Source organism: Ruoffia sp. FAM 20857, assembly GCF_045528645.1.
In the GTDB taxonomy this organism is placed as follows: domain Bacteria; phylum Bacillota; class Bacilli; order Lactobacillales; family Aerococcaceae; genus Ruoffia; species Ruoffia halotolerans.
Genome location: NZ_JBGQRB010000004.1, coordinates 1 through 22014, shown reverse-complemented (window position 1 = coordinate 22014; position 22014 = coordinate 1). Strand labels below are relative to the sequence as shown.

The window sequence follows — 22014 nt, the reverse complement described above, 5'->3', positions numbered from 1 at the left end:
ATGATAGTTTAAGCCTGTCAAATCCGTGTTATACTATAGCAAAGAGGTGAGTAAAATGATTGAAACAATGCTCGGTGATATTACTCAAGTCGATCAAGTAGATGCGATTGTTAATGCTGCCAACCATAGCCTTCTGGGCAGAGGTGGTGTCGATGGTGCGATTCATCGCGCGGCCGGCCAAAACTTTTAGAAGAAACTCGAACACTTGGCGGTTGTCAAACAGGCGAAGCAAAAATTTCTCAAGCTTACCATCTCCCCGTCGAACATATTATTCACACCGTTGGCCCTGTCTAGAATGGTGGTTACTCTAACGAAGCGAATTTGTTAGAAAGTTGTTACCGACAATCTTTACTACTAGCCATGGAACATGGTATTCGCAAAGTCGCTTTTCCTTCAATTTCAACGGGTGTTTATCACTTCCCTGTGAATCTAGCTGCAGAGATTGCAATTTCGACAGTTAAAGAAGTGATGAACGAACACCCAGATGCGTTTGATTTAATTATTTGGATGCCATTTGATTCAGACACTAAGAAAGCATACGATGTCGCGCTTAAGAATGCTTAACAAGAAACTCCCGCTTCAAGCTAGATTGAGGCTGGAGTTTATTATTCTTCGATTTTTAACTGATAGCCGGCTAAAAAGCTCGCTTCAAAATTTCCCTTTCCACGTAAGTATATTTTTCCAAACTCATCAATTAACCCATGAAACTCTTTAGCTTCCCATGTTGTAAACTGCTTATCTAAAGAGACTATCTTTCGCATCGCCCTGTAGTTATCCATCCCTGATACACCTAATTCTGTATATAGTTTTTGAGCGTATTTATCCGAGACAAACACCGGTTGTTCAAAGACATAAAGTAAAAGGACATCTGCTGTCTCATCGCCAACTCCATGTAATTTTAATAACTCTTGGCGCAAATTAATTTCATATTTTTCTGTAATTGCTTCTAGATTGTTATCGTGCTCTTGAAACCAATTTAATACCGAATGGACCGCTTTACTTTTATTTTTAAAGAAGCCGGCGGGTCGAACTAAGTCTTCTAATGTTTCTAAAGGTAAATTTAAGATGGCTTGTGGGTTAAATTGCGTGGCGCTTCCGATATTGTTAACCGCACGTTTTGCGTTCGCTGCATTGGTATTTTGTATCATGATGGCGCCAATGATAATCTCAACTTTTGAGTCAGCTGGCCACCACCCTGTTTCACCCATGTCATTGAGTAAAAGCTTAAATAATTCATATTGATCAATTGTCTTCATGTGCGCGCTCGCCTCACTTTCAAAATGATTGTATCAAATAAACACCCAAACACTAAGCAGAATACTTAGGTTTGGGTGTCATTTTATTGATGTATAATTCGATAATAGACTTGTGAAGTAATGAGGTAGAACAGTAAGTAAACGACAACAAAGATGGCTAAAACTGATCCATAACCGATCATAAAGGTTGTTATGTTATTGACGGCTAATAGCCCTAGTAAATTAAACATTATTTTTGATGCAAAGAGCGAATGAATGACTGCGATCATAATTGGCAGTGCAAAAATCCAAAAGATTTGTGATCGAATCGTTTGTTTAATTAAATGATCAGGCAAGCCAACTTTTCGCATAATTTGGAATTTACCTTGGTCTTGGTAACCTTCAGATACTTGTTTAAAGTATAACATTAAGACCGTTCCAATAATTAGAACTGTTCCGACGATAATTCCTAAGAATAATAAGCCCCCATTCATCGTATATAATTCTTGCGAGGTTGTTGTTCTTGTTACGACTCGAACTACACCCAAGTCCCCTTGATCAAAGATTGTATCGGTTGAGATCGCTGCTTCAATACTTTCACGAGCAGAATCATCAACGGCATTGAACACCATCGTCTGTTCTAATAGTGCTTCAGAACGCTCTCCCGTACTGATATAATTCGGGAAGGTTGATAGTAAACTTTCGACCTCTTCTATGGTTGGAAACACGACATAAGCAATTTGTCCGATGTAGTTTAAAGGCATGTAACTAGAACTGATTTGTTGAACCTGATATTCCTTGTCAGCAAATTGTAGTGTATCATCTTGTTCTTGTTGAATATTTGCAGTTGTCGTTGTAAACAACACTTCATCTGGCTCTAGGTGAATATTTTCTCCATTGAGCTGGTTAAAATCCTCTAAAGGAACGCCAATGATGTAGGCAAAATCAGTTGGTAAGAGTTCCTCACCCTCAGTTGTTTCACTAGGAGCTGGCATTGGTTGGAAAGATTTGTTTTGATAAATAGCCGTGACAAAGGCACTTCGAGATAGACTCACATCTTTAATATCACCGTGCGTTTGTAATTCTTCCATGATATTTGTTAAAGCTACTTCCGCATTTTCCGGACTCGCGCCATCGGCGTATTGCATGTACCGCAATTCAATATCATGTGTCGACATTTGCTCCACTTGATCTTCCATACCTATATAAAGAGTTAAAGTCGTTCCGAGAGTTAACACAATCCCTGTACATAAGACCGCAATTCCAGCTAAGCTTGTCGCGTTCGCTTTCATACGATATAACATCCCTGATATCGATAGAAAATGTGTCGGCTGGTAATAATATTTTTTATTCCTTTTCATTCGTTTTAAGAAAATAATACTTAAACTTGTTAAGAGCGCGTAAGTTCCGATAATCACTAGGAAGATCGCTATGAACACTTTTAACAGCGCGTCTAAAACATCTGTCGTTGTCAGTGCTACATAATAACCGGCGACTAAAGTGATTAAACCAATCAAAAGGATGAACCAACGAGATTTCGGTTCAGCTTCTCCCGCATGCGTTTGGCTTAATAATTCAGATGGGTTCAATCTCGCCAAGCGGATACTATTAATTAAGAAGATAATAAATGTGATACCACCAATAATAATGATTGTTCCAATCGCCGCTAAAGGACTAAATGGATAATCCATTAAGTCAGCACCAGTATCTTGAATTAATCTGTTTAAGACGATAAACATCACATTTCCTAAAGCATAACCAACCCCAATGGATGCAAGGCTACCAATCACCCAAGTTAATAGTTGTTCAAAGAGGATGACGCTTCGGATATGCTTGTCTTCTAAACCTAAAACGGTATATAAGGCAAACTCCATTCGCCGTTGTCTTTGAATAAAATTATTGGCATACAGAATGAAAATAACTGCCAGTAAGGACGTAAAGAACACACCCATCAGGATGATTGTTGGCAATGTGGCATGTCGTGACTGCACATACTCATTGGTAATCAATGAAATCATAATAAAATCTAAGGACATTATTAAGACTAACGCAAGAAAATATGGAAAGTAAACGGTCCGGCGTTTGACTATTCCTTGAACAGTCAATTTAGTTAATAATGAAAGTGGCATCTTACACACCTCGATCCGCAAGCATGGTTAAACTTTGTGAAATACGCTCATTAAAGTTTTGATTCGTTTCCTGTCCGCGGTATAACTCGTGATATACGACCCCATCTTTAATAAATAGAACGCGATTGGCGTAAGACGCTGCTTGAATTGAGTGTGTCACCATTAAAATCGTATTTCCTAAGTGATTTAATTCATTGAATAAGCCTAATATTTGCTCAGACGATTTTGAATCAAGTGCTCCTGTAGGCTCATCTGCCAGTAATAAAGGTGGATTAGTAATAATTGCTCTTGCAATGGCAACGCGTTGGCGTTGTCCTCCTGAGATTTCGTAGGGGTATTTTTCTAATAAATCTTGAATTCCTAATATTGGCGCAATCTCAGCGAGGCGGCGCTCCATTTCATTAATATTGGCATTTGATAACACCATCGGTAGTAATATATTGTCTTTATTTGAGAAAGTATCTAATACGTTAAAGTCTTGAAAGACGAAGCCTAGCTGCTCACGTCTAAATTCAGCCACTTTATTTTTCTTAATATTCGCAATATTTGTCCCTTTTAAATGAACGGTTCCTTGAGATGGTTTATCAAAAGTGGCGATAATATTCAGTAAAGTTGATTTCCCTGAACCTGATTCCCCCATAATTGCCACAAACTCACCTTCGTTTACACCAAAATCAATTTGTTGCAAGGCTGTCGTTTGGTTGCCTCGTGTCTTATATACTTTTTTTACATTTTTTACATCTAATAACATGATTTTCCTCCATTATTTTGTCTATTCGCTAATCTCTGTTATAAGTATATGCGACCGCGTGACATCTAGCCTTTAACTAACATTACAAAAAAGGAGCCTAACCTTACACTTTTGAAAGATTAGGACGTTTGATTAAATTGGATCGTAAATTGTGTCTCCTGACCAAATGTCGACTCCACGGAAACTGGTTGAGTCAAGCGTCTGGCAACGAGCTCAACTAAGTACAAGCCTAAGCCACTCGACTTTTGATTCAACTGTCCATTAAAGCCTGAATACCCCTTATCAAAAATCTTTGGCAGATCCTCTGCTTTTATTCCTCTACCACTATCTTTAATTGTTAAGGTGGCGTTTTGGGAATCATAAGAAATCCAGATTTCCTTTTGTTTCGCGTATTTTAGTGCATTATTTAAAATTTGTTCAATCATTAGACTCGTTAAATTCGCTTCAGTGACGACCTCAGCTTCAATTGGTTGGTAATGCAGTCGAATCCCATGTTGAATGAATTGCAGACTGTATTTTCTAATGAGTGGGGTGATAATATCATCCAGTTTTCGTTCTGAGAAAACCATGTCTGTCGCGGGGTTCGAGAGTTTTAAATAATTTAACGCCATATTTGTATAATTTTCAATGGAGACCATTTCCTGTCTTAAATTGCGTATGGTTGCGTCGTCAGGATTTTTAAGTATTAGTTGGCTGGCTGTAATCGGCGTCTTCATCTGGTGCACCCACATAATAAAGTATTCTTCTAATTCGTTTTGTCTCATAACACTGGCGTCTTGCAGGTCAATGAGTTCCTCTTGAAGTTGCTCTACCTTAGTTTCGAGGCGCACCTCTTCTCTAAATGAGAGGATTTGATAGCCTAAAAATACTGACATGATAATTGTTAAATTCCAAAATAATACCCAAAATACATCCATGGGGAGCGAGAAGAGTAGAAATACAAACCAAATGACAAGATGCAGTAATATAAACACTGATAGCAGGCCCCAATTCTGATTAAGAAAGCGTCCCATCATAAGGACTCACCTTCTGCATTTAATCGGTAGCCGTAATTTTTCTTGGTCTCAATGAACGAATCTAATTGGATGGCTCGCAGTTTCTTCCGGATACGGGTCATGTTTACTGCTAAAGTGTTGTCATCGATGAATTGATTATTCTGCCAGCAGTAATCTAGAATTGCTTCCCGGCTTACATACTCGCCCTTGTGCTGGAATAAAGCTGTCAGTATTTGTAATTCTGTAAAGGTTAAGCTTGCCTCGGCGTTCTTGTAGGTGATGCGTGATTTAGCCACATCTAGAATGGCACCTTCGTATTCGAAAGCATCGGACTGGACAGAGAAATCATAGGTGCGACGTAAGAGTGCTTGAATTTTGCTGACGGTAAATTGGGTGTCGATGGGTTTGGGAATGTAATCGTCGGCGCCCATCTGCATTGCCATAATCATATCCATGCGATCTGATACAGACGAGATGAAAATAATTGGCACGTCTGATTCTTTACGTATTTCGCCACACCAATAATAGCCGTTATAATATGGTAGATTCACGTCTAGGAGGATTAAGTGAGGTTGACTTTTTCTAAAAGCTTCTATTATATGTTCAAAATTCTCAACAATATCCACCTCGAATTGCCAGCGTTCTAAAACCTTGCCCAACTCGCGCGCAATTATTAAATCATCCTCAATAATCATAACCTTCAATTGTCTCCACCTCTTTCTATATAAATCGGCATTTGATAAACTTTGCCAGTGTTAACTTGTTCTGAGTTTCTTATACAAATAATACCACAAATCTTAATGTGTACACATTGGACTCAAGAAGGAGGCGGGCAGGTGTAGGCGAGTGGGGACACGAAAAAACACGAAGTTATGGAGGACTTCGTGTTTTTGGGGGTGGTGGTATGTGGATTCACCAGTTCAGAAGTGTGAGCTACCGAAGTTGGTCTGGATTCGCCAGTTCAAGAGTGTAAGCTAGCGAAGTTGGTCTGGATTCGCCAGTTCAAGAGTGTGAGCTAGCGAAGTTGGCTTGGATTCACCAGTTCAAGCAAACAAGCTGGCGAATCCAAGTCCCCCATATTATTCCCCACCAAATGTATGTAACAACTGAATAATATGCTCTACACCTTGATAGTAATCTTCAACCCGAATATTCTCATTTGGTGCATGTGCGCCAGACTCGACCCAACCTGTTCCAGCACCTAAGATAGGTACATTTAGGTATTTTCCGAACCCATACATCGGCCCTGTTCCTGCAGAATTTAATTCTAAGATGACATTCTCTTCTCCGTAAACTTCTTTGGCAGAGTTTATCACTTGTTCTGTGAATGGATCGGATATATCCGTTCTAAATGGCTTCACTCCAGTTAATAACTCCAAGTCAACATCTTTAAAGCCATGATTATCAAAGTGCTTGCGCAACACATCATAAACCGTTTTAGGTTCATAGCCTGGAACAAGTCGCACATCAATTTTCGCCATCGCTTTACGTGGTAGGACCGTCTTCGTCCCTTGACCCGTATAACCTGATAACAAGCCACTAATTGTCATCGTTGGATAAAGAATTAATGCCTCTTGGGCAGAATAATCTAAGCCATCCGTAATTAAAGGCTGCTTTAATCCATAAGTATCTATCGTTGCGGCTTCATTATAAGGAAATGCTGCAACACTCGCCTTCTCAACGTCGGTTGGTTCTGTGCGCATTTCTTTGAATCCATCAACCGTAATATTATTATCCGCATCACGCAAAGTTGCTAAAGCATGGACTAAACGCCAAGCCCCATTATCAATCACCGCAGCTTGTGAAGAGTGAATATCAATATCCGCACTGACAACGGATGCTTCGAAGTAGGCAATCCCTTTAACCCCCGCACTAATTACCATTCGCTCTTCGCTATCTTTACTGCCCGATTCCCAAATACAGGCATCTGCGCTGAACTTATCTGCATAATTCTCTAAATACTTGTCAATATTAGGACTTCCAATCTCTTCCTCACCTTCAACAAAGAACTTTACATTACAAGGTAAGCCGCCTTCAGTATCTTGAATGGCCTTAACCGCGACAATCCGCGACATAAAGTTCGCCTTATTGTCAGACACACCACGAGCAACAATTTTGCCATCAACAACCGTTGGTTCAAAAGGATTTGTCTTCCATTCATCAATTGGATCTTCTGGTTGAACGTCGTAATGGTTGTAGAATAGTAATGTCTTGTCACTATTGCCATTAGCGCCGGCTTTGAAATAGCCGTAAACGACAGGATGCCCCCCTAGATCTCCTAGAATTTCACTCTCACCACCAGCTTCAATAATAGTATCTCTAACAAAATTGGCAGTCTCAGGAATTTCACGACCTTGCGCTGAGACGGTCTCATAGCGCAAGTACGTAAATAAGTCCTCCATATATTTGTCTGCGTAATCTTTTGCGATTGCTTTATAATCTACTGTCATAATTATTACTCACCTTTCTATATGTCTTGACTATTCAGTTATTGTAACTTCCTTCAATTGTACATCAACCATACCATCTACGAACAAGTTATTCATACGCTCACTCTTAACTTGCGGGTTACTGTAGTAGTAGATTGGAATAAATGGCATCTCATCCATTAGAATGCGTTCTGCTTCTATATACATCTCATGTTGCACAGCTTCATCTTCTTCAAACAATACTTTATCGAGAATTTCTTGATACTCGGCATTCTCCCAACCCGTTCTGTTCTGGCCTGTATCTGCTGAATAGTAATGTTCTAGAAAAGCATAAGCTGAGTTAAAGTCAACGGTTGGTCCGATGCGTCCGATTTGGTAATTCAATTGATTCATACTTTCAAAATGAACATTAATCTCAGCTGTTTCAATCGTTGCTTGAACACCTAGTTCACGTTCCCACTCACTTTGTATAAATTGCGCTACTGCCAAATGTGAATCATTATCGTTCGTTTGAATAACAATGGGCATAGCGGCCGTATCATCATAACCCAACTCTTCCATACCTTGAGCTAAGTAGTCACGCGCTATATCATAATCTGCATCTTCAAAGTATCCACGGTCTTCTTCAAAGCCAGCAACAGTTGGTGCAATGCCACCTTTAGCTGGCGTTTGCTCTCCTTTTACGACATTATCAATCAATTCTTGACGGTTAATCGCTAGTGACAAGGCACGACGAATATTGACATTCGACATAATCTCATCCGTTGTATTCATCTTGTACATATAGGTTGCACCGATCTCAGTCACATCCAAGTCACCATTCGCACGATAACTATCAATCGCATCAGCAGGAATGGTATTGAACGGAATACCAATAAAGTCCAATTCACCACTTTCAAAACTCATGTTCGCTGTCATTGAATCTTCAATAATACGTACATAAACCCCATCTAAATCAACATTATCAACATCCCAATAGCCTTCGTTCTTCTTTAGCGTATAGTCCCCGTTATGATTCCACTCAACAAAGTTAAATGGCCCATTCGATACAAACTGCTCACCAGCTTCCGTTGCCCAAGAAGGGTTTTCTTCAACGGTCGCTTGATGTACCGGCATCATCGTTGTTTGACGCGCCGTTAATTCAATAAAGTATGGTGCAGGTTCAGTCAATGTCACTTCAAATGTCTCCTCATCCACGGCATTGACCTTCACATCTTCTTCGGACCCTTCACCCATAAAGTAAGCTTCTGCCCCTTCGATAATGAACATCTTAGACGCATTCGCTGCTGCCGTCTCAGGGTTAATGATTCGTTTCCATGCATATTCAAAGTCGTTCGCCGTTACCGGATCCCCATTAGTCCACTGAATCCCTTCACGAAGATGGAATGTATACGTCTTACCGTCTTCACTCACATCCCATGATTCTGCCATTGCCGGTACGATCTCACCGTCATTCGTTGGACGAGTCAAACCTTCCAAAATGTTCTTAATCATTGGCATGGAATAAGAATCTGTTACAAAAGCTGGATCCATAACTGGATCTGAAGCAACGGATAAGTTCAAAACTTTATCTTCCTGGGCTTCTCCTGTAACATTTGAGGTAAATTGATTGTAAACTTGAAATCCAATTACTGCGACAATCATCATCACAATAATTTTTTTAATATGTTTCATATGTTGTATCCTCCTAAAATTTATAAAAACAAAAAACCTGCTAAGAATGACGAAAATCTTAGCAGGTTCAAAGATACAACACAGCGTCCCATGTTATCTAAACTTAATATTCCCGCATAAGATTTTCGTCCTATGCGGCTACATGCTTAATTAGCACACCACATAGAACCTGAGTAATAATGCTGCGTCTAATAATAAGCTATTTAATTGTAATGAGTTTAGATTATTCATGAGTAGGCTCCTTCGCTTTATTTGTAACTAGTATAAATGATGATTAATTAGAAAACAACCTTTTTATCTCATTTATTTTTAATTAACTAATTTAGGTTGAAACAAAATTGCCTTATGCCCTTGTTAAATCAATACAAAGGAGAATATTTTAATTTTATAAAATTAAAAACACTCTCATCATTAGAATCCAATCTAATAATGAGAGTGCCTTCTATAACTCTTTTAGCATAATATAATCCACTTGCGCATCGTCTCCCATAATGAAAGTATGCTCACTAACTCGTTGGAAGCCCATCTTCTTATAGAAAGCTAAGGCATTATAATTATGCTCCCAGACCCCTAACCAAATACCAGTTCGGTTAAGTTCTTTTGCTCGAGCATGAGCGAATTCCAACAGTTCTCTTCCATAGCCTTTACGCTTATGCTGTGGTAGTACATAAATTCGTTCTACCTCTAATGCTAGCGGATTATCTTTCTCTGATTGCGCATCATCAATATTCAGCTTTAAGTAGCCAACGACCAAGTCTGAATCCTTCAGAAAATAAAAATCTGTACCAACCTGGTTGATTTCAGACGTTAGTTGCTCAATAGAGTAGGCCCGTTCTAAATATTCATTTAAATTCTCTTCGGTATTTTGGTCTTTGAATGTATCAACAAACGTTTCAATACTAATATCGCGTAATTGTTCAACATCACTTGGTTTGCATTTTATCAGTTCTGCCATCTTTATCACCTCGTTACATAATACTCACTCATTAATTATAACAAAAAATCCTCCATCCTTAACATATTTCCTAAGAATGAAGGTTATTATACTATACTTATTCCGCCAACTGTTCGGTTGGCTTCTTCACAAGGAAAATTATTACTCTGTCTCTACAAATTCAATTGTCAGCGCAAATACATCCTTTACGCCTTCCACATCGAACTCTGGGTTCTCATAATCAGAATTGATTTCTTCGTAATTTAAAGAGTACATATGATTAGAGTCTGCTAAAATAAGGATTGTTAATGGCTCTCGATTATTAGCTTCTATCTCAATAGTATCTTTCCAATCGCCTAATAAAGATTCTCTGCTATTCTCTCTCTCAATACGATTAGGCAAACTTGAAGAAAGAAATTCATAAGTATTTAATGTGCCATCCTCTGATCGAATACCTATACGAATAAAATCCTCAAGATTGATCGCCACCTGTAAATTACCGCCATCATGTTTTTCATTTATTAATTCCATCGCCTGCCAATTTCCATCATTTTGTAATTTTTCCCATCGTATAATATATGATGAATTTGAGTTTTCATAATCGATTGAATAGAAATTAGTTTGTCTTAAGCGAAGTAAAGAAAATATCTCTTGCTGTTCATCGGTTAACTTAACAAGTTCGCCCAATCCATCAGCTGAAACTTGAATAGAACTAATAGAAATAATCAATAAAAATATAACAAATGATAATAGATATTTATTTTTCATACTTTTTAGCCCCTTGTACCTCTAAGCCCTTAATTGTCATTCAACTTATGTAATTATTTTGTAAATATAATGTCCATTGCGGGACATGCTTAATTAGCACACCACATAGAACCTGAGTAATAATGCTGCGTCTAATAATAAGCTATTTAATTGTAATGAGTTTAGATTATTCATGAGTAGGCTCCTTTGCTTTTATTTGAGATTAGTATAAATGATTATAAATTAAAAACAACCTTTTTATCTCATTTATTTCTAATTAATTTATTTGAGGCGCACTTCAATATCACGTAAATGTTGATATAACAGCACAAAAAGCCCTGTCTTGATATCAGAGAATACTAAAACACCCTTATCATTAGAATTTATTCTAATAATCAGGGTGCCTTCTATAATTTTTTCAACATAATGGAATCCATCTGCGCGTCGTATCCCATATAGAACGTGTGCTCACCAACCCGTTGGTAGCCCATCTTCTCATAGAAAGCTAACGCATTATAATTATGTTCCCACACCCCTATCCAAATTCCAGTTCAGTTAAGTTCCTTTGCACGAGCGTGAGCGAATTCCAGTAGCTGGTTCCCATAGCCTTTACGCTTATGCTGAGGGAGTACATAAATTCGGTCCAATTACACCTTTAAGTCTTCTTCGGTATTTTGGTCTTTGAATGTATCAATAAACATTTTAATGCTAATAACTTGTAACTGTTCAACATCACTTATCTTGCATTGAATAAGCTCTGTCATCTTTATCGCCTTGGTCTGTTTATTATACTAAAATGATGTATTGAGCTGACTATTCATTACTCAATAATTGTTCTTTCACAAATCTTGCGTATGAAGCGTGCGTTTTAAGTAATTCTGAATGAGTTCCACTTCCAGTTACTTTTTTATTATCAATAAAATAAATATTATCCGCATCCATAATCGTTGAGAGGCGATGCGCAACAACAATCGTCGTTTTTGAACCCATTAATCTTTGTAAACTCTGATTGATTTGATACTCCGCATCCGCATCTAAGTTTGACGTCGCTTCATCTAGCAAGAGGATTGGTGTGTCTCTTAGGACAGCTCGAGCAATATGTATTCTTTGCTTTTGTCCACCTGAAAGTCTTGACCCTGCTTCCCCTACCACCGTTTCTAGCCCATCATGCAGCTTTGCTATCGTTTCTTCTAGATGAGCGAATCGAATTGCGTACTGAATTTGATTTTCACTTGGAGAGTAATCTAAACCAAATACTAAATTTTCTCTTATAGTTCCACTGAGAATTGAAATATCTTGAGATACAATGGAGATGTTGTCGCGCCAATCAGATAGTTTAAAAGAATCAATCTCATTCTCTTTTGAGATAATCTTACCATTTTTAATGGGATAAAATTGCATTAATAGATTTAATATTGTTGACTTCCCTCCACCAGAAGGACCTACAATCGCAGTCTTCTCTCCTTCTTTAAAAGTCATGCTAACACCTTCCAAAATGGGCATTAGGTTTAATTCATCAGAATATATTGATTTCATATTCACAATTAATTCCTCTGAATTCGTGTTTATCTTTGGATAACCAAATGATACATCTATAAAATTAATTTCTCCGTAATTGAATAGTTTGCCTTCATCCAGATTTTCTACCTCAATATCTTGTATTTTCGATAGCTTCTGTATGGCCCCTTCCATCTTCCCTTTTTGGGCAAAAAAACCTGAAAAAGATCCTAAAGGATTAATTAATTGAAATAAATAAATTAAAAATGAAATTAAAGTTCCTACTGATAGAGTTCCCTGGTTAACCCTTAGACCGCCATAACTGAAGATTAAGGCAATTGAACCAAATATAAGAAGTAACCCAATAGGTTGTACAACTGCATATAGTGTAGTGTTTTTTGATGAAATATGCCTTAAGTCTTCAGTATAACCTTGAACTTCCTTGTATGCGAATTCCTCAGCTACACTACTCTTTATTAAAGACATATTTTGTAAATATTCTAAAATCAAGCTACTCAGTCTACTCAAAGAGTTTTGTTGTCGAATTGAGTAACGAGAACTTAATTTCGTTAAAGGAATCAAAGGAATTGCAACGAGTGGTAAAGATATTAGAAGTATGCTAGTTAATTGCCAGTCTAAAAACAGTAAAGCGATGAGTGTACCTACTACCGTCACAATACTTGAGATAAATGTTGGTAATGATTGTGTAATGAATTGTTGAATGTGATTAGTATCATTAATAATTCTATTCGCTAACTCACTAGGACTATTTAAATCAAAAAAAGCCTTTGGGGCGTGAAGTAATCTATTCATAAAACTATTTCGTATGTGCTTAATTTGATAATCTCCATCACGTGCCATCATTGTATGACCCACTGCTACCATAATTGCTTGAAGAATAAATAAAATAATAGTTAAAACAATCGGCGATAGAAAGTTGATTAAGCGAACTTCCTCCACCAATGCACTTACAGATATCGGTATCAACACGCCAACAATACTTGAAAGAAAAATAATTATTAAACTTATAATCAGTATGGGCGTGGCTTTTATAATTCGCTTTTTCATTTAATCTACTCCTTCATTAATTGCTGTAAGATGGGATTGTAATGCTTATATAATTCTTTCTCTTGGGAATTGAGTGAATAATCTGGATTAAATATCAAAAGGGAATGTAATAAATTAATCAAAAAAATTAAGTCTGTGTGTGAAAGAACAAAATAAGCAATGATTAAGGTTTTTAATATATCCTCTAACTCATTTCTAAATAATTGATCAATAATAATTGCTTTTACTACATGATTACATGATTTTAAACAACTTAATTGCTTCAAGGTTAATTCATCAAACCTACTAAGATTATATAAAAAAGAAGAAATGACTTCTCCTCTAAAACCCTCAAGTACTTGTATTGCACTTTTCGGGGATAACATATATTCATTCACTGATAAATATTCTTTAATTCTCTGTTTATTACTTATAATTGTATCTGGAGTCAATTTTCAATAACCTCTTTCAGTAATTTACCTACAAGAGTTGTATGATAAACATAATCAAACTGTTCTTTATGATTGGTAAAGTTTTGCTTACTCATTGTTGTAGGATATATAAATCCGTCTTTTGCTTGATTGTCTTTAATTGTTTGAAATGTCATCTCCATAATTAAGCGATCTACTTTACCAGACAAATTTAAAATATAGACACAAACAGCCACTTCTAAAAGAACATCAATGTCTCCTTTTCTTATTGATATTAATAAACAGTCCGTCAATATTTTTACTAACTCTGAATAATCTTCTTCAAAACAAAAATTTGTACAATTGAAGTAAGTACAGTAAAAAATGGTATGCGTAATTGAATATATATAATTTCTGTTTGCTAACAATACTAAAAGATTCTTATCTTTAATCAGTTTATACAGAAAGCTATTAAAATATGATTGTTGCATATTTTCGCTATTATTTTCTTTATTGTACAACGAGTCAATCGCCAATACTTCTGAAATACGATAATTAGGAAAATTATTATAAGTTAAATATTCAATTTTTTCTTCAATAGATTAATTATTCAAATAAAATTCGTACATATATTTCAATGCTTTTGAATAATGTATCTTATCCTTACTATACAATAAAATTTGATAATATTCAGCTTCAGACTTACTATCTTTATTAAAATGGTGCAAATTGTCTTCAACCCAACAATTTGCACCATTATAAATATTACTAAAATCTAACATAATTAGTTTATTGACCAATCCATATTTAAGAGGTCTTTTTGAGGTTTTTTTAGTTCAAATTCTAACATATAATCAGTCGTTAGTAATTTTACAGAAGCAAAAACTCCATTTGGCTCAATATCAAATTTTGCACCATTGAATTTGTTTTTTAATTTATTCATATAATTTTTTTCCATTGTTTAATTCTCCTCGTATACATATATTTTACTGTGATTTTTTAACACAGCACTTTAAATTCTATCTAATCTGTGTATGTCGCAGATATTACGTTATCTTGTTTATTATTCTTCTTACACTATAGATTTCACAAAATATGCTTTATACTAATTACTATGATTTTCTATACTAAGAATATAATTTTTTAATTAACTTAAGGAATATTTTTGTTGTAAATTAAAGTACAAATAACCTATATTTAATTAGACACTAATTAAGTTAGATACATTTAATATCAAGTCATTTTTTCAATTAAGATAGAATTACCTTTTTCATACTTTTTGGAAACGTATTCTCAGAGTCAATATCAATAATTTCTATAATATCAGAAATTATAATCTGTCTATCATTAGAGTTATAACTTAAATTGCATGCAACAAAAATCAGAATCACTAAAAAAATCGATTAAGATATCTTATTATTATTCACCTCCATTAAGTAACAAGTTGGAAAGCATTCACTTTCTATATTAATATTATCTCTCAAAAATGATTATAAGCAAGCCTCGTTAACTATATTAAACTGTCATTAGTGCACATCACATTATTCTAATCATAATCTTCAAAAAAATTAGACTTTCCTTGTTAAATATATTAAACTATGCATTAATAACTTAAAGGAGGCTATCTATGGATTCAATTGGCCACAGACTTAAAGTAATTAGGCTAAGTAAAAAAATGACACAGCAAGATCTGGTAACCGAAAATATTACTAAAGGATTCATTTCCTTAGTTGAGAATGGAAAGTCTAACTTATCAGTGGACAAATTTAGAGAAATATCTTATCAATTAAATCTTTCCTCTAAAGAAATAGGTTATTTAATCATTAACAATCAAATGCTAGATCAAAAACAATTACTTTCAAAACTATCTACGGCAATACTACATGATGATCTTTATTTACTTAACTTACTTTATAAACAAGAGACGGACTATTTTAGCAAATCAGGTAATATCAGACACAAGCACAACATTGATTTCATTATATTACACATCTATAAAATAAAAAAAATTCAAAACACTGAACCTTTAGACAGAATTTTGAATTATCTGGATAGTGTTGAGGAATGGATGACTTATGAACTAAACCTAATAATTAATTTATTACCCTTTCTTACAGAACAAGTTTATCCTCATTGGTTAACCAAAGTCGAGCATCACATTAGTAATAATATGGAAAGTAATAAACTACGACAGACTTTTTCTAAGATTTACATGAATCAAATATGGATGATATTACGCGAAGGTCAGTCTGAAAATTTACCTACTGTAAAAATTTATATTCACGAAACTGAGAAATTAATACAAGATACACAACTATACTACGATAAGAATAAATTATCTTTTTTGAAAGGTCTTTACACAATTTCTCAAGGTCAATATCAATCTGGCCTTAGAGTATCTGAAAAAGCAATCGAATTAATGTATCATTTTAATGACGAGCACACAGCAAGAGCTCATTCTAAATCTCTGGATGAATTTGTTAATATCATCAAAGAAAAACATCACATTAATACTTTCGATTTAATGTGACGCAAACTAATAGTCTTAATCATACAAAAATACACTTAAGTTTGAATAGTTCAAATTTAAGTGTATTCTTATATTTATTCCGCCAACTGCTTAACTACTTTTTTCAACAAATTTATCCATCGTTCAGGCACTACAGACTTATCAAGCAACACTGCATATTATGTTCTATCATTATTGTAGAAAGATTAAATATCCGAATTAATTATTTTTATCTGTCTCTTTATCTTCAGTTAGTTTATACATCACATCAAACTCATCAGCAACTTCTGAAAAATCTTCGCTAAACTCTAAAGAATTAATTCTCTGATCTCCTACTCTTAATGTCCAACTGCCATTATTCTCTGAATACCGATAAGTTGGATTCGTAATGATGAAAACATGTAAAGCGTATTCTTCATATTTTTCATTTGACTCCTCGTCCACATATTCAATAGTAGGTCTGTCCTCAGATGTATCATTATTTTTAGTCGGATCTGATAACTTAGTTAGTTGATTATTATTAGTTAAATAAGCTCCAAGATCATCTGTAACCAACTTTCGATTTGTTGTTTCAGTTGTATATGAGTCTAGGTCATTTAATAACAATACAACTTCTTCTTCTGAAAATATATACCCTTTAATCGCAGAATCCTCATCGGTCATATATATGCCATCAATATCAAACTCTTCATCACTATTTGCGAATACAATATTTTGTTCTAAATTACCAAATGTAAATAGAACACAAATTGCTATAATAAATCGTATACTTTTTTTCATTTTTATTATCCTTTCGATTCTTATTAATAAGTTAACCTTTAATAACTAAATGACATTATGAAATAGTGTACTACTACACAAAACAATGAAATTGTTCATTTTTTACCTTTATATACGAAGAATCAAAATCTATAATCTCAGTCATATAAATAGGCATGAATTTTGTATAGTTAATGGAAGCGGTTAATTTATAATTTTATTATATAATAAAATCAACTATAAACAACCCTAGTTAATTATTTTAAACTTTAAATAAGGTGATTTTTGAGAATTTATTTCGATTCTATTAGGTGATATAAAATTCCTCCCGAAAAGTCGTTGACATTTTCAATGTATCTACTTTTGAGGGAGTATATCAATATGCATAAACTAGGCTTTATTAGGCTACACAACTACAATTTCGAAAAAGCATCATTAAATTCACATCTAACAACAAGAAAATATTATTCTCGATACCAGCTTTGGAATCATTACAACTTAACTGTTTCCAATTTAATTGCTATGATAACCGTTTCGGTCGTTGACTGCGTTTAATTTTTCAAAAAGCTATTTCACTTTCTATAAAACAATCGAGTTGATGTATTATTTTATGATGCACTTACACATCCCTGATACAAATTTTAAATATCCTATAATCACTTGTTAAACTGTATTTATAATAACTAAAAACCCCTCATCTCTAGACATAAATTCTAAAGCGAGGGGTATTCATATTTTTTTGATTTTATTACTCAGCTAATTCTTCAGCCGGTTTCTTTACTAACACACTTAATAAGATAGCTCCGACAATCCCACCAGCAAGCCAAGCCACGAGATACATCCATGGATTCGTTACACCACCGGCAAGAACCGCAAAGATTCCGCCGTGAGGAACATAACTCACACTACCAAATAACATACTTAATGCTCCAGCAACCCCACTACCTACTGCTAATGAAGGAATCACACGAAGTGGATTCGATGCTGCGAATGGAATAGCTCCTTCAGTTATGAAAGCCGCACCCATCACATAGTTCACTAAAGCACTGTTACGTTGTTCTGGCGCCCAAAGATTTTTGTTAAATGTTGCTGAAATAGCAATCGCTAACGGGGGAACCATCCCACCGATCATAACGGCTGCCATCACATCTGATCCTGCACCATTTGATGCTGTAACCAAAGCTGTACCAGTAACATAAGCTGCTTTATTAAGCGGTCCGCCCATATCAATTGACATCATAGCCGCAGCAACAAAACCTAGAACTACAGATAATTCAGATGGAATACTTGTTAATAAGTCTTGTAAACCTAACATGACTGCTCCCATGGGTGCATTCACGATAAAAAACATGATGAGACCCATGGCTAGAACACCTAGCACAGGATATAAGAAGATTGGCTTCATACCTTCCAGTGATTTTGGTAACCAACTTAAGCCTTTACGTAAGCACCAAACAATTCCACCCGCTAAGAAACCAGCGACTAAAGCACCTAAGAATCCTGATGCAACTGCATCTTCAAAGATTCCACCGGCATTAAAGGCTGTTAGAATACTTGGGTTAGCAAAAACCCCACCCATGAAACCAATCACTAAACCAGGTCGATCAGCAATAGATTGCCCAATATAACCTGCTAGTACTGGTAACATCATAGCGAAAGATAAATCTCCGAAAGTTTTTAAAGTATGAGCAATCGCATTATAACTTGCATCATCTGGATTCGCTGAGTTGATTCCCCAAAAGAATGATAAAGCAGCTAAAATCCCACCTGCGACGACGAACGGTAACATATGAGATACACCGTTCATTAAGTGTTTATAGAACTGACGTCCTAAAGATTCATTCTCCTCAGAATCGTCGGCTGACTGATCATATTGACTCGCGTGATAAATACGCGCATCAGCATTTGCGGCACGCTTCACTAATTCATCGGCTTTATTAATTCCGTCGGCTACTTTTGTTATAATAACTGGTTTACCATTAAAGCGCGCCATATCTACTTGCTTGTCAGCTGCTACAATAATCGCTGTTGCGCGTTCAATATCCGCTTTCGTTAATTTATTACCAACACCTGTTTGCCCATTTGTCTCAACTTTAATCGCATAACCGGCTTTATCCGCTGCTTGATTCAGTTTCTCTTCCGCCATATAAGTATGCGCAATCCCTGTTGGACATGCCGTTACAGCTAATAAGTATACATCATCCGCGTCTTGTGCTTGAGTATCTACTGCAGCAACTGTTTCTTTTGCTTGGTTTTCTTCTTCTTTTTCTGCTTCATATTCCGCAATGATATTTACAACATCTTCTTGAGTTTGAGCATCAAGTAAAGCTTGTTTTGCTTCTGGATTCATTAAGATACTTGATAATTTTGCTAAAGCTTGTAGATGTTCTCCGCCACCTTCAGGTGCAGCAATCATAAAGATTAATTTTGCTGGTTGACCATCGAATGACTCCCATTCAATTCCTTCTTGTGAGCGAGCAAAAACAATCGCTGCTTCTTTAATTGAAGCATCTTGAGCATGTGGAATCGCAATTTCGTCTCCTACACCTGTTGTAGATTGGGCTTCACGCGCTTCTAGTTTCTCAACATAACTGCCAACATCACTCACGCCACCTGCTTTGGCGAATTGTTCTGCCAAATGACGTAAAGTACTTGCTTTATCTGTTGTTGATAAAGTTAAATCCATCGCATCTTTTACAAATAATTGTGCTAGTTTCATTTTATCCACCTATCCTTTTTATTTCTATTTCTTTAATTAATTGATCTATCAATTCTTTTGTTGCGATTCCAACTGAAAACGCCGTCGCACTTCCTGATGCCGCTCCTTGCTTTAAACTGTCCTCGTACTGACCACTTTCAATATATTTTGCTATAAATCCTGCGACCATTGAATCTCCGGCACCTACGGAATTGACGACTTCGCCTTTAGGCACTGATGATTGATACACTTCTCCCGTCTCTGTGAGTAACACTGCGCCTTCGCCACCTAATGACACGATAACATTACGCGCGCCTTTTTCTTGGAGCATTTTACCGTAATGAATCACTTCTTCAATAGAATCTACCTTGACATTGAAGATTTCACTGAGCTCTTGCGCATTCGGTTTAATTAAAAATGGCTTATGTACTAAACAAGCGGTTAAAAGATCTTTATTCGAATCCAATACAAAATCAACCTGTTTACTTGCGCATAACTCAGCCACTTTAACGTAATGGTCGCTAGTCATACCTGGCGCAGCATTACCGGCTAGTAAAACCGTATCTCCTTTGACTAATACTTCATTAAAATAATTAAATAACTTCTGAATATCCTGCTCTTGAATAACTGGTCCATTAGCATTAATTTCAGTTTCTTGATCTGCTTTTATTTTGACATTAATGCGCGTAATTGCATCAATGTCAACAAATTCAGGTTGTATGCCTTCTTCTTTTAATGATTTTTGAATAAAATCACCTGAGAAGCCTCCTAAAAAGCCTGTCGCAATATTGTGATGTCCTAGTCGCTTTAAGATAACGGACATATTAATACCCTTACCTCCAGCCACATATTCATCTCGCTTCACGCGATTCAATTCACCTAGGTGAATCACATCTGTATTCATAACTAAATCCACTGCGGGATTAAATGTAATTGTATATAGCATTCTTTAAACTTCCTTCACTTTTGTATGTTTTTCGTATTTTAATCTCACGGGTTCTGGCAATGTATTTGTAATAATCGATGCATCTTCCAGTTCAACTATTCGACAAAATGATATTTTATCAAACTTACTACTATCAGAAAGTACATAAACTTGATTCGCTTGTTGAATAGCTGTCTGCTTAACACTCGCCTCCTCACGATCAGGCGTTGTAAAGCCGTACTGAATATCAATTCCGTTTGTCCCCATAAAAGCTTTCGAGAATTGATACTGTTTCAATTGATTTTTCGCGTCAGTTCCAATCATTGCGCGTGTTTTAGGCTTGATAAACCCACCAACTAAAATCGTCTGTATATCCATCTCTGTTAATATATTCGCAATTTCTAAACCATTCGTCACAACTGTAATATTTTCTGCTTTGATAAAAGGCAACATTGAAAGTGTCGATGTTCCGGCGTCTATATATATAAAATCATTCATTTCTATTAACGTCGCTGCGTACTTTCCTATATGTTCTTTTTCAGTCATAAATTGCTGTGACTTCTCTTTCACACTCGGCTCTGTGTCTACTGAGAAAATGCGTTTAGCGCCCCCGTGAACTCTCACTAACTCGCCTAACTCTTCTAACTGAGATAGATCTCGTCTCGCTGTGGATTCAGAAGTCCCCGTTGCTCCAACGATTTCTTGTAGCTTCACAATTGAATTATCAGCGAGTAACTTGCGAATCGCTTGATATCTCTCCTCTGTAAGCATTTTCATCACTTCCTTACTAATAAGATACACCAAAACCAATCATAAATCAATCACTTTCTTTCAAATAACGTTACATTCATTCAACTTCAATCATAAATGCGGATGTGATATGTGGATTCGCCAACTCAGGAAAACGAGCTAGCGAAGTTTTGCTGGATTCACCAGCTCAAGGGCACGAGCTAGCGAAGTTTGGCTGGGTTCACCAGCTCAAGGGCGCGAGCTAGCGAAGTTCGACTGGATTCGCCAACTCAAGGGCGCGAGCTAGCGAAGTTTGGCTGGATTCGCCAGCTCAAGGGCACGAGCTAGCGATTCCACACAATCCCAACTTATTTTTAAAAAAATAATGGCCAACCTAATTCGGTTAGCCCTTTATATATCGCCGATTGTAAAATTAAGCTAGACAACTAAAACAGCCATTTGTGGTACACTCAACTTGTAATTCCGACCAAAGAATACAAAGGAGTGACCACAAATGACCTACACCCATCTTACCACGGATGAACT

Annotated in this window: 19 protein-coding genes and 1 pseudogene; 2 read left to right on the top strand and 18 right to left on the bottom strand. The window is 36.1% G+C overall.

Features of this window, described 5'->3' with window-relative positions; translation table 11 throughout:
* The first annotated feature begins 55 nt into the window (after window positions 1–55).
* Window positions 56–564, top strand: a pseudogene (locus ACEN4N_RS01740) (macro domain-containing protein).
* 41 nt (window positions 565–605) lie between these two features.
* Here the strand turns inward: ACEN4N_RS01740 and ACEN4N_RS01735 are convergent.
* The 14 genes from ACEN4N_RS01735 to ACEN4N_RS01670 all read right to left on the bottom strand — a co-directional run bounded on the left by ACEN4N_RS01735 (window position 606) and on the right by ACEN4N_RS01670 (window position 14806).
* Window positions 606–1256: an endonuclease III domain-containing protein gene (locus ACEN4N_RS01735; RefSeq protein WP_407090606.1), complete on the bottom strand. Its 651-nt coding sequence runs from the start codon at window positions 1254–1256 to the stop codon at window positions 606–608.
* A gap of 83 nt (window positions 1257–1339) precedes the next feature.
* Window positions 1340–3364, bottom strand: a complete 2025-nt coding sequence (locus ACEN4N_RS01730; protein ID WP_407090605.1) for an FtsX-like permease family protein — start codon at window positions 3362–3364, stop codon at window positions 1340–1342.
* Window position 3365: 1 nt separating this feature from the next.
* A complete protein-coding gene (locus ACEN4N_RS01725) occupies window positions 3366–4115 on the bottom strand; it encodes an ABC transporter ATP-binding protein (RefSeq protein WP_407090604.1) in 750 nt (249 codons plus the stop codon).
* Window positions 4116–4234: 119 nt separating this feature from the next.
* Window positions 4235–5032, bottom strand: a complete 798-nt coding sequence (locus ACEN4N_RS01720) for a sensor histidine kinase (RefSeq protein WP_407093570.1) — start codon at window positions 5030–5032, stop codon at window positions 4235–4237.
* 95 nt (window positions 5033–5127) lie between these two features.
* Window positions 5128–5805, bottom strand: coding sequence for a response regulator transcription factor (locus tag ACEN4N_RS01715; protein WP_407090927.1), 678 nt, complete (start codon window positions 5803–5805; stop codon window positions 5128–5130).
* A gap of 384 nt (window positions 5806–6189) precedes the next feature.
* Window positions 6190–7560: a M20/M25/M40 family metallo-hydrolase gene (locus ACEN4N_RS01710; RefSeq protein ID WP_407090923.1), complete on the bottom strand. Its 1371-nt coding sequence runs from the start codon at window positions 7558–7560 to the stop codon at window positions 6190–6192.
* 30 nt (window positions 7561–7590) lie between these two features.
* Window positions 7591–9213, bottom strand: coding sequence for a peptide ABC transporter substrate-binding protein (locus tag ACEN4N_RS01705; protein ID WP_407090924.1), 1623 nt, complete (start codon window positions 9211–9213; stop codon window positions 7591–7593).
* A gap of 442 nt (window positions 9214–9655) precedes the next feature.
* On the bottom strand, window positions 9656–10168 hold the full coding sequence (locus ACEN4N_RS01700; protein WP_407090925.1) for a GNAT family N-acetyltransferase: 513 nt from the start codon (window positions 10166–10168) through the stop codon (window positions 9656–9658).
* A 141-nt stretch (window positions 10169–10309) separates the two neighbouring features.
* Entirely contained in the window at window positions 10310–10915 is a 606-nt protein-coding gene (locus ACEN4N_RS01695) for a hypothetical protein (protein ID WP_407090926.1), read from the bottom strand.
* A 530-nt stretch (window positions 10916–11445) separates the two neighbouring features.
* On the bottom strand, window positions 11446–11541 hold the full coding sequence (locus ACEN4N_RS01690; protein WP_138405341.1) for a GNAT family N-acetyltransferase: 96 nt from the start codon (window positions 11539–11541) through the stop codon (window positions 11446–11448).
* A gap of 166 nt (window positions 11542–11707) precedes the next feature.
* Window positions 11708–13459, bottom strand: a complete 1752-nt coding sequence (locus tag ACEN4N_RS01685) for an ABC transporter ATP-binding protein (RefSeq protein ID WP_407090781.1) — start codon at window positions 13457–13459, stop codon at window positions 11708–11710.
* Window positions 13460–13464: 5 nt separating this feature from the next.
* Window positions 13465–13890 carry a hypothetical protein gene (locus ACEN4N_RS01680; protein WP_138405343.1) on the bottom strand — a complete coding sequence of 142 codons (426 nt, stop codon included), beginning with the start codon at window positions 13888–13890 and terminating at the stop codon, window positions 13465–13467.
* Complete coding sequence (locus tag ACEN4N_RS01675; RefSeq protein WP_407090780.1) at window positions 13887–14369, bottom strand: DUF6895 family protein; 483 nt, start codon at window positions 14367–14369, stop codon at window positions 13887–13889. Before ACEN4N_RS01675 ends, ACEN4N_RS01680 begins: the two co-directional genes overlap by 4 nt.
* 263 nt (window positions 14370–14632) lie before the next feature.
* Window positions 14633–14806 carry a hypothetical protein gene (locus ACEN4N_RS01670; RefSeq protein WP_171031374.1) on the bottom strand — a complete coding sequence of 58 codons (174 nt, stop codon included), beginning with the start codon at window positions 14804–14806 and terminating at the stop codon, window positions 14633–14635.
* Between the two features lie 669 nt (window positions 14807–15475).
* Here ACEN4N_RS01670 and ACEN4N_RS01665 point away from each other — a divergent pair.
* Window positions 15476–16378 (top strand): hypothetical protein, encoded by a 903-nt coding sequence (locus ACEN4N_RS01665; RefSeq protein WP_407093569.1) that lies wholly within the window; start codon window positions 15476–15478, stop codon window positions 16376–16378.
* A gap of 198 nt (window positions 16379–16576) precedes the next feature.
* On the opposite strand, the gene ACEN4N_RS01660 is transcribed toward ACEN4N_RS01665, so the two are convergent.
* From ACEN4N_RS01660 to ACEN4N_RS01645, 4 genes are all read right to left on the bottom strand, one after another.
* The gene (locus ACEN4N_RS01660) at window positions 16577–17137 is read right to left on the bottom strand and encodes a hypothetical protein (RefSeq protein ID WP_407090778.1); all 561 of its coding nucleotides are present in this window, start codon (window positions 17135–17137) and stop codon (window positions 16577–16579) included.
* Between the two features lie 727 nt (window positions 17138–17864).
* Window positions 17865–19835, bottom strand: a complete 1971-nt coding sequence (locus ACEN4N_RS01655) for a fructose-specific PTS transporter subunit EIIC (RefSeq protein WP_407090777.1) — start codon at window positions 19833–19835, stop codon at window positions 17865–17867.
* Window position 19836: 1 nt separating this feature from the next.
* Window positions 19837–20760 (bottom strand): 1-phosphofructokinase, encoded by a 924-nt coding sequence (gene pfkB / locus ACEN4N_RS01650; RefSeq protein WP_407090776.1) that lies wholly within the window; start codon window positions 20758–20760, stop codon window positions 19837–19839.
* A gap of 3 nt (window positions 20761–20763) precedes the next feature.
* Window positions 20764–21510: a DeoR/GlpR family DNA-binding transcription regulator gene (locus ACEN4N_RS01645; RefSeq protein WP_407093568.1), complete on the bottom strand. Its 747-nt coding sequence runs from the start codon at window positions 21508–21510 to the stop codon at window positions 20764–20766.
* Window positions 21511–22014: the final 504 nt, after the last annotated feature.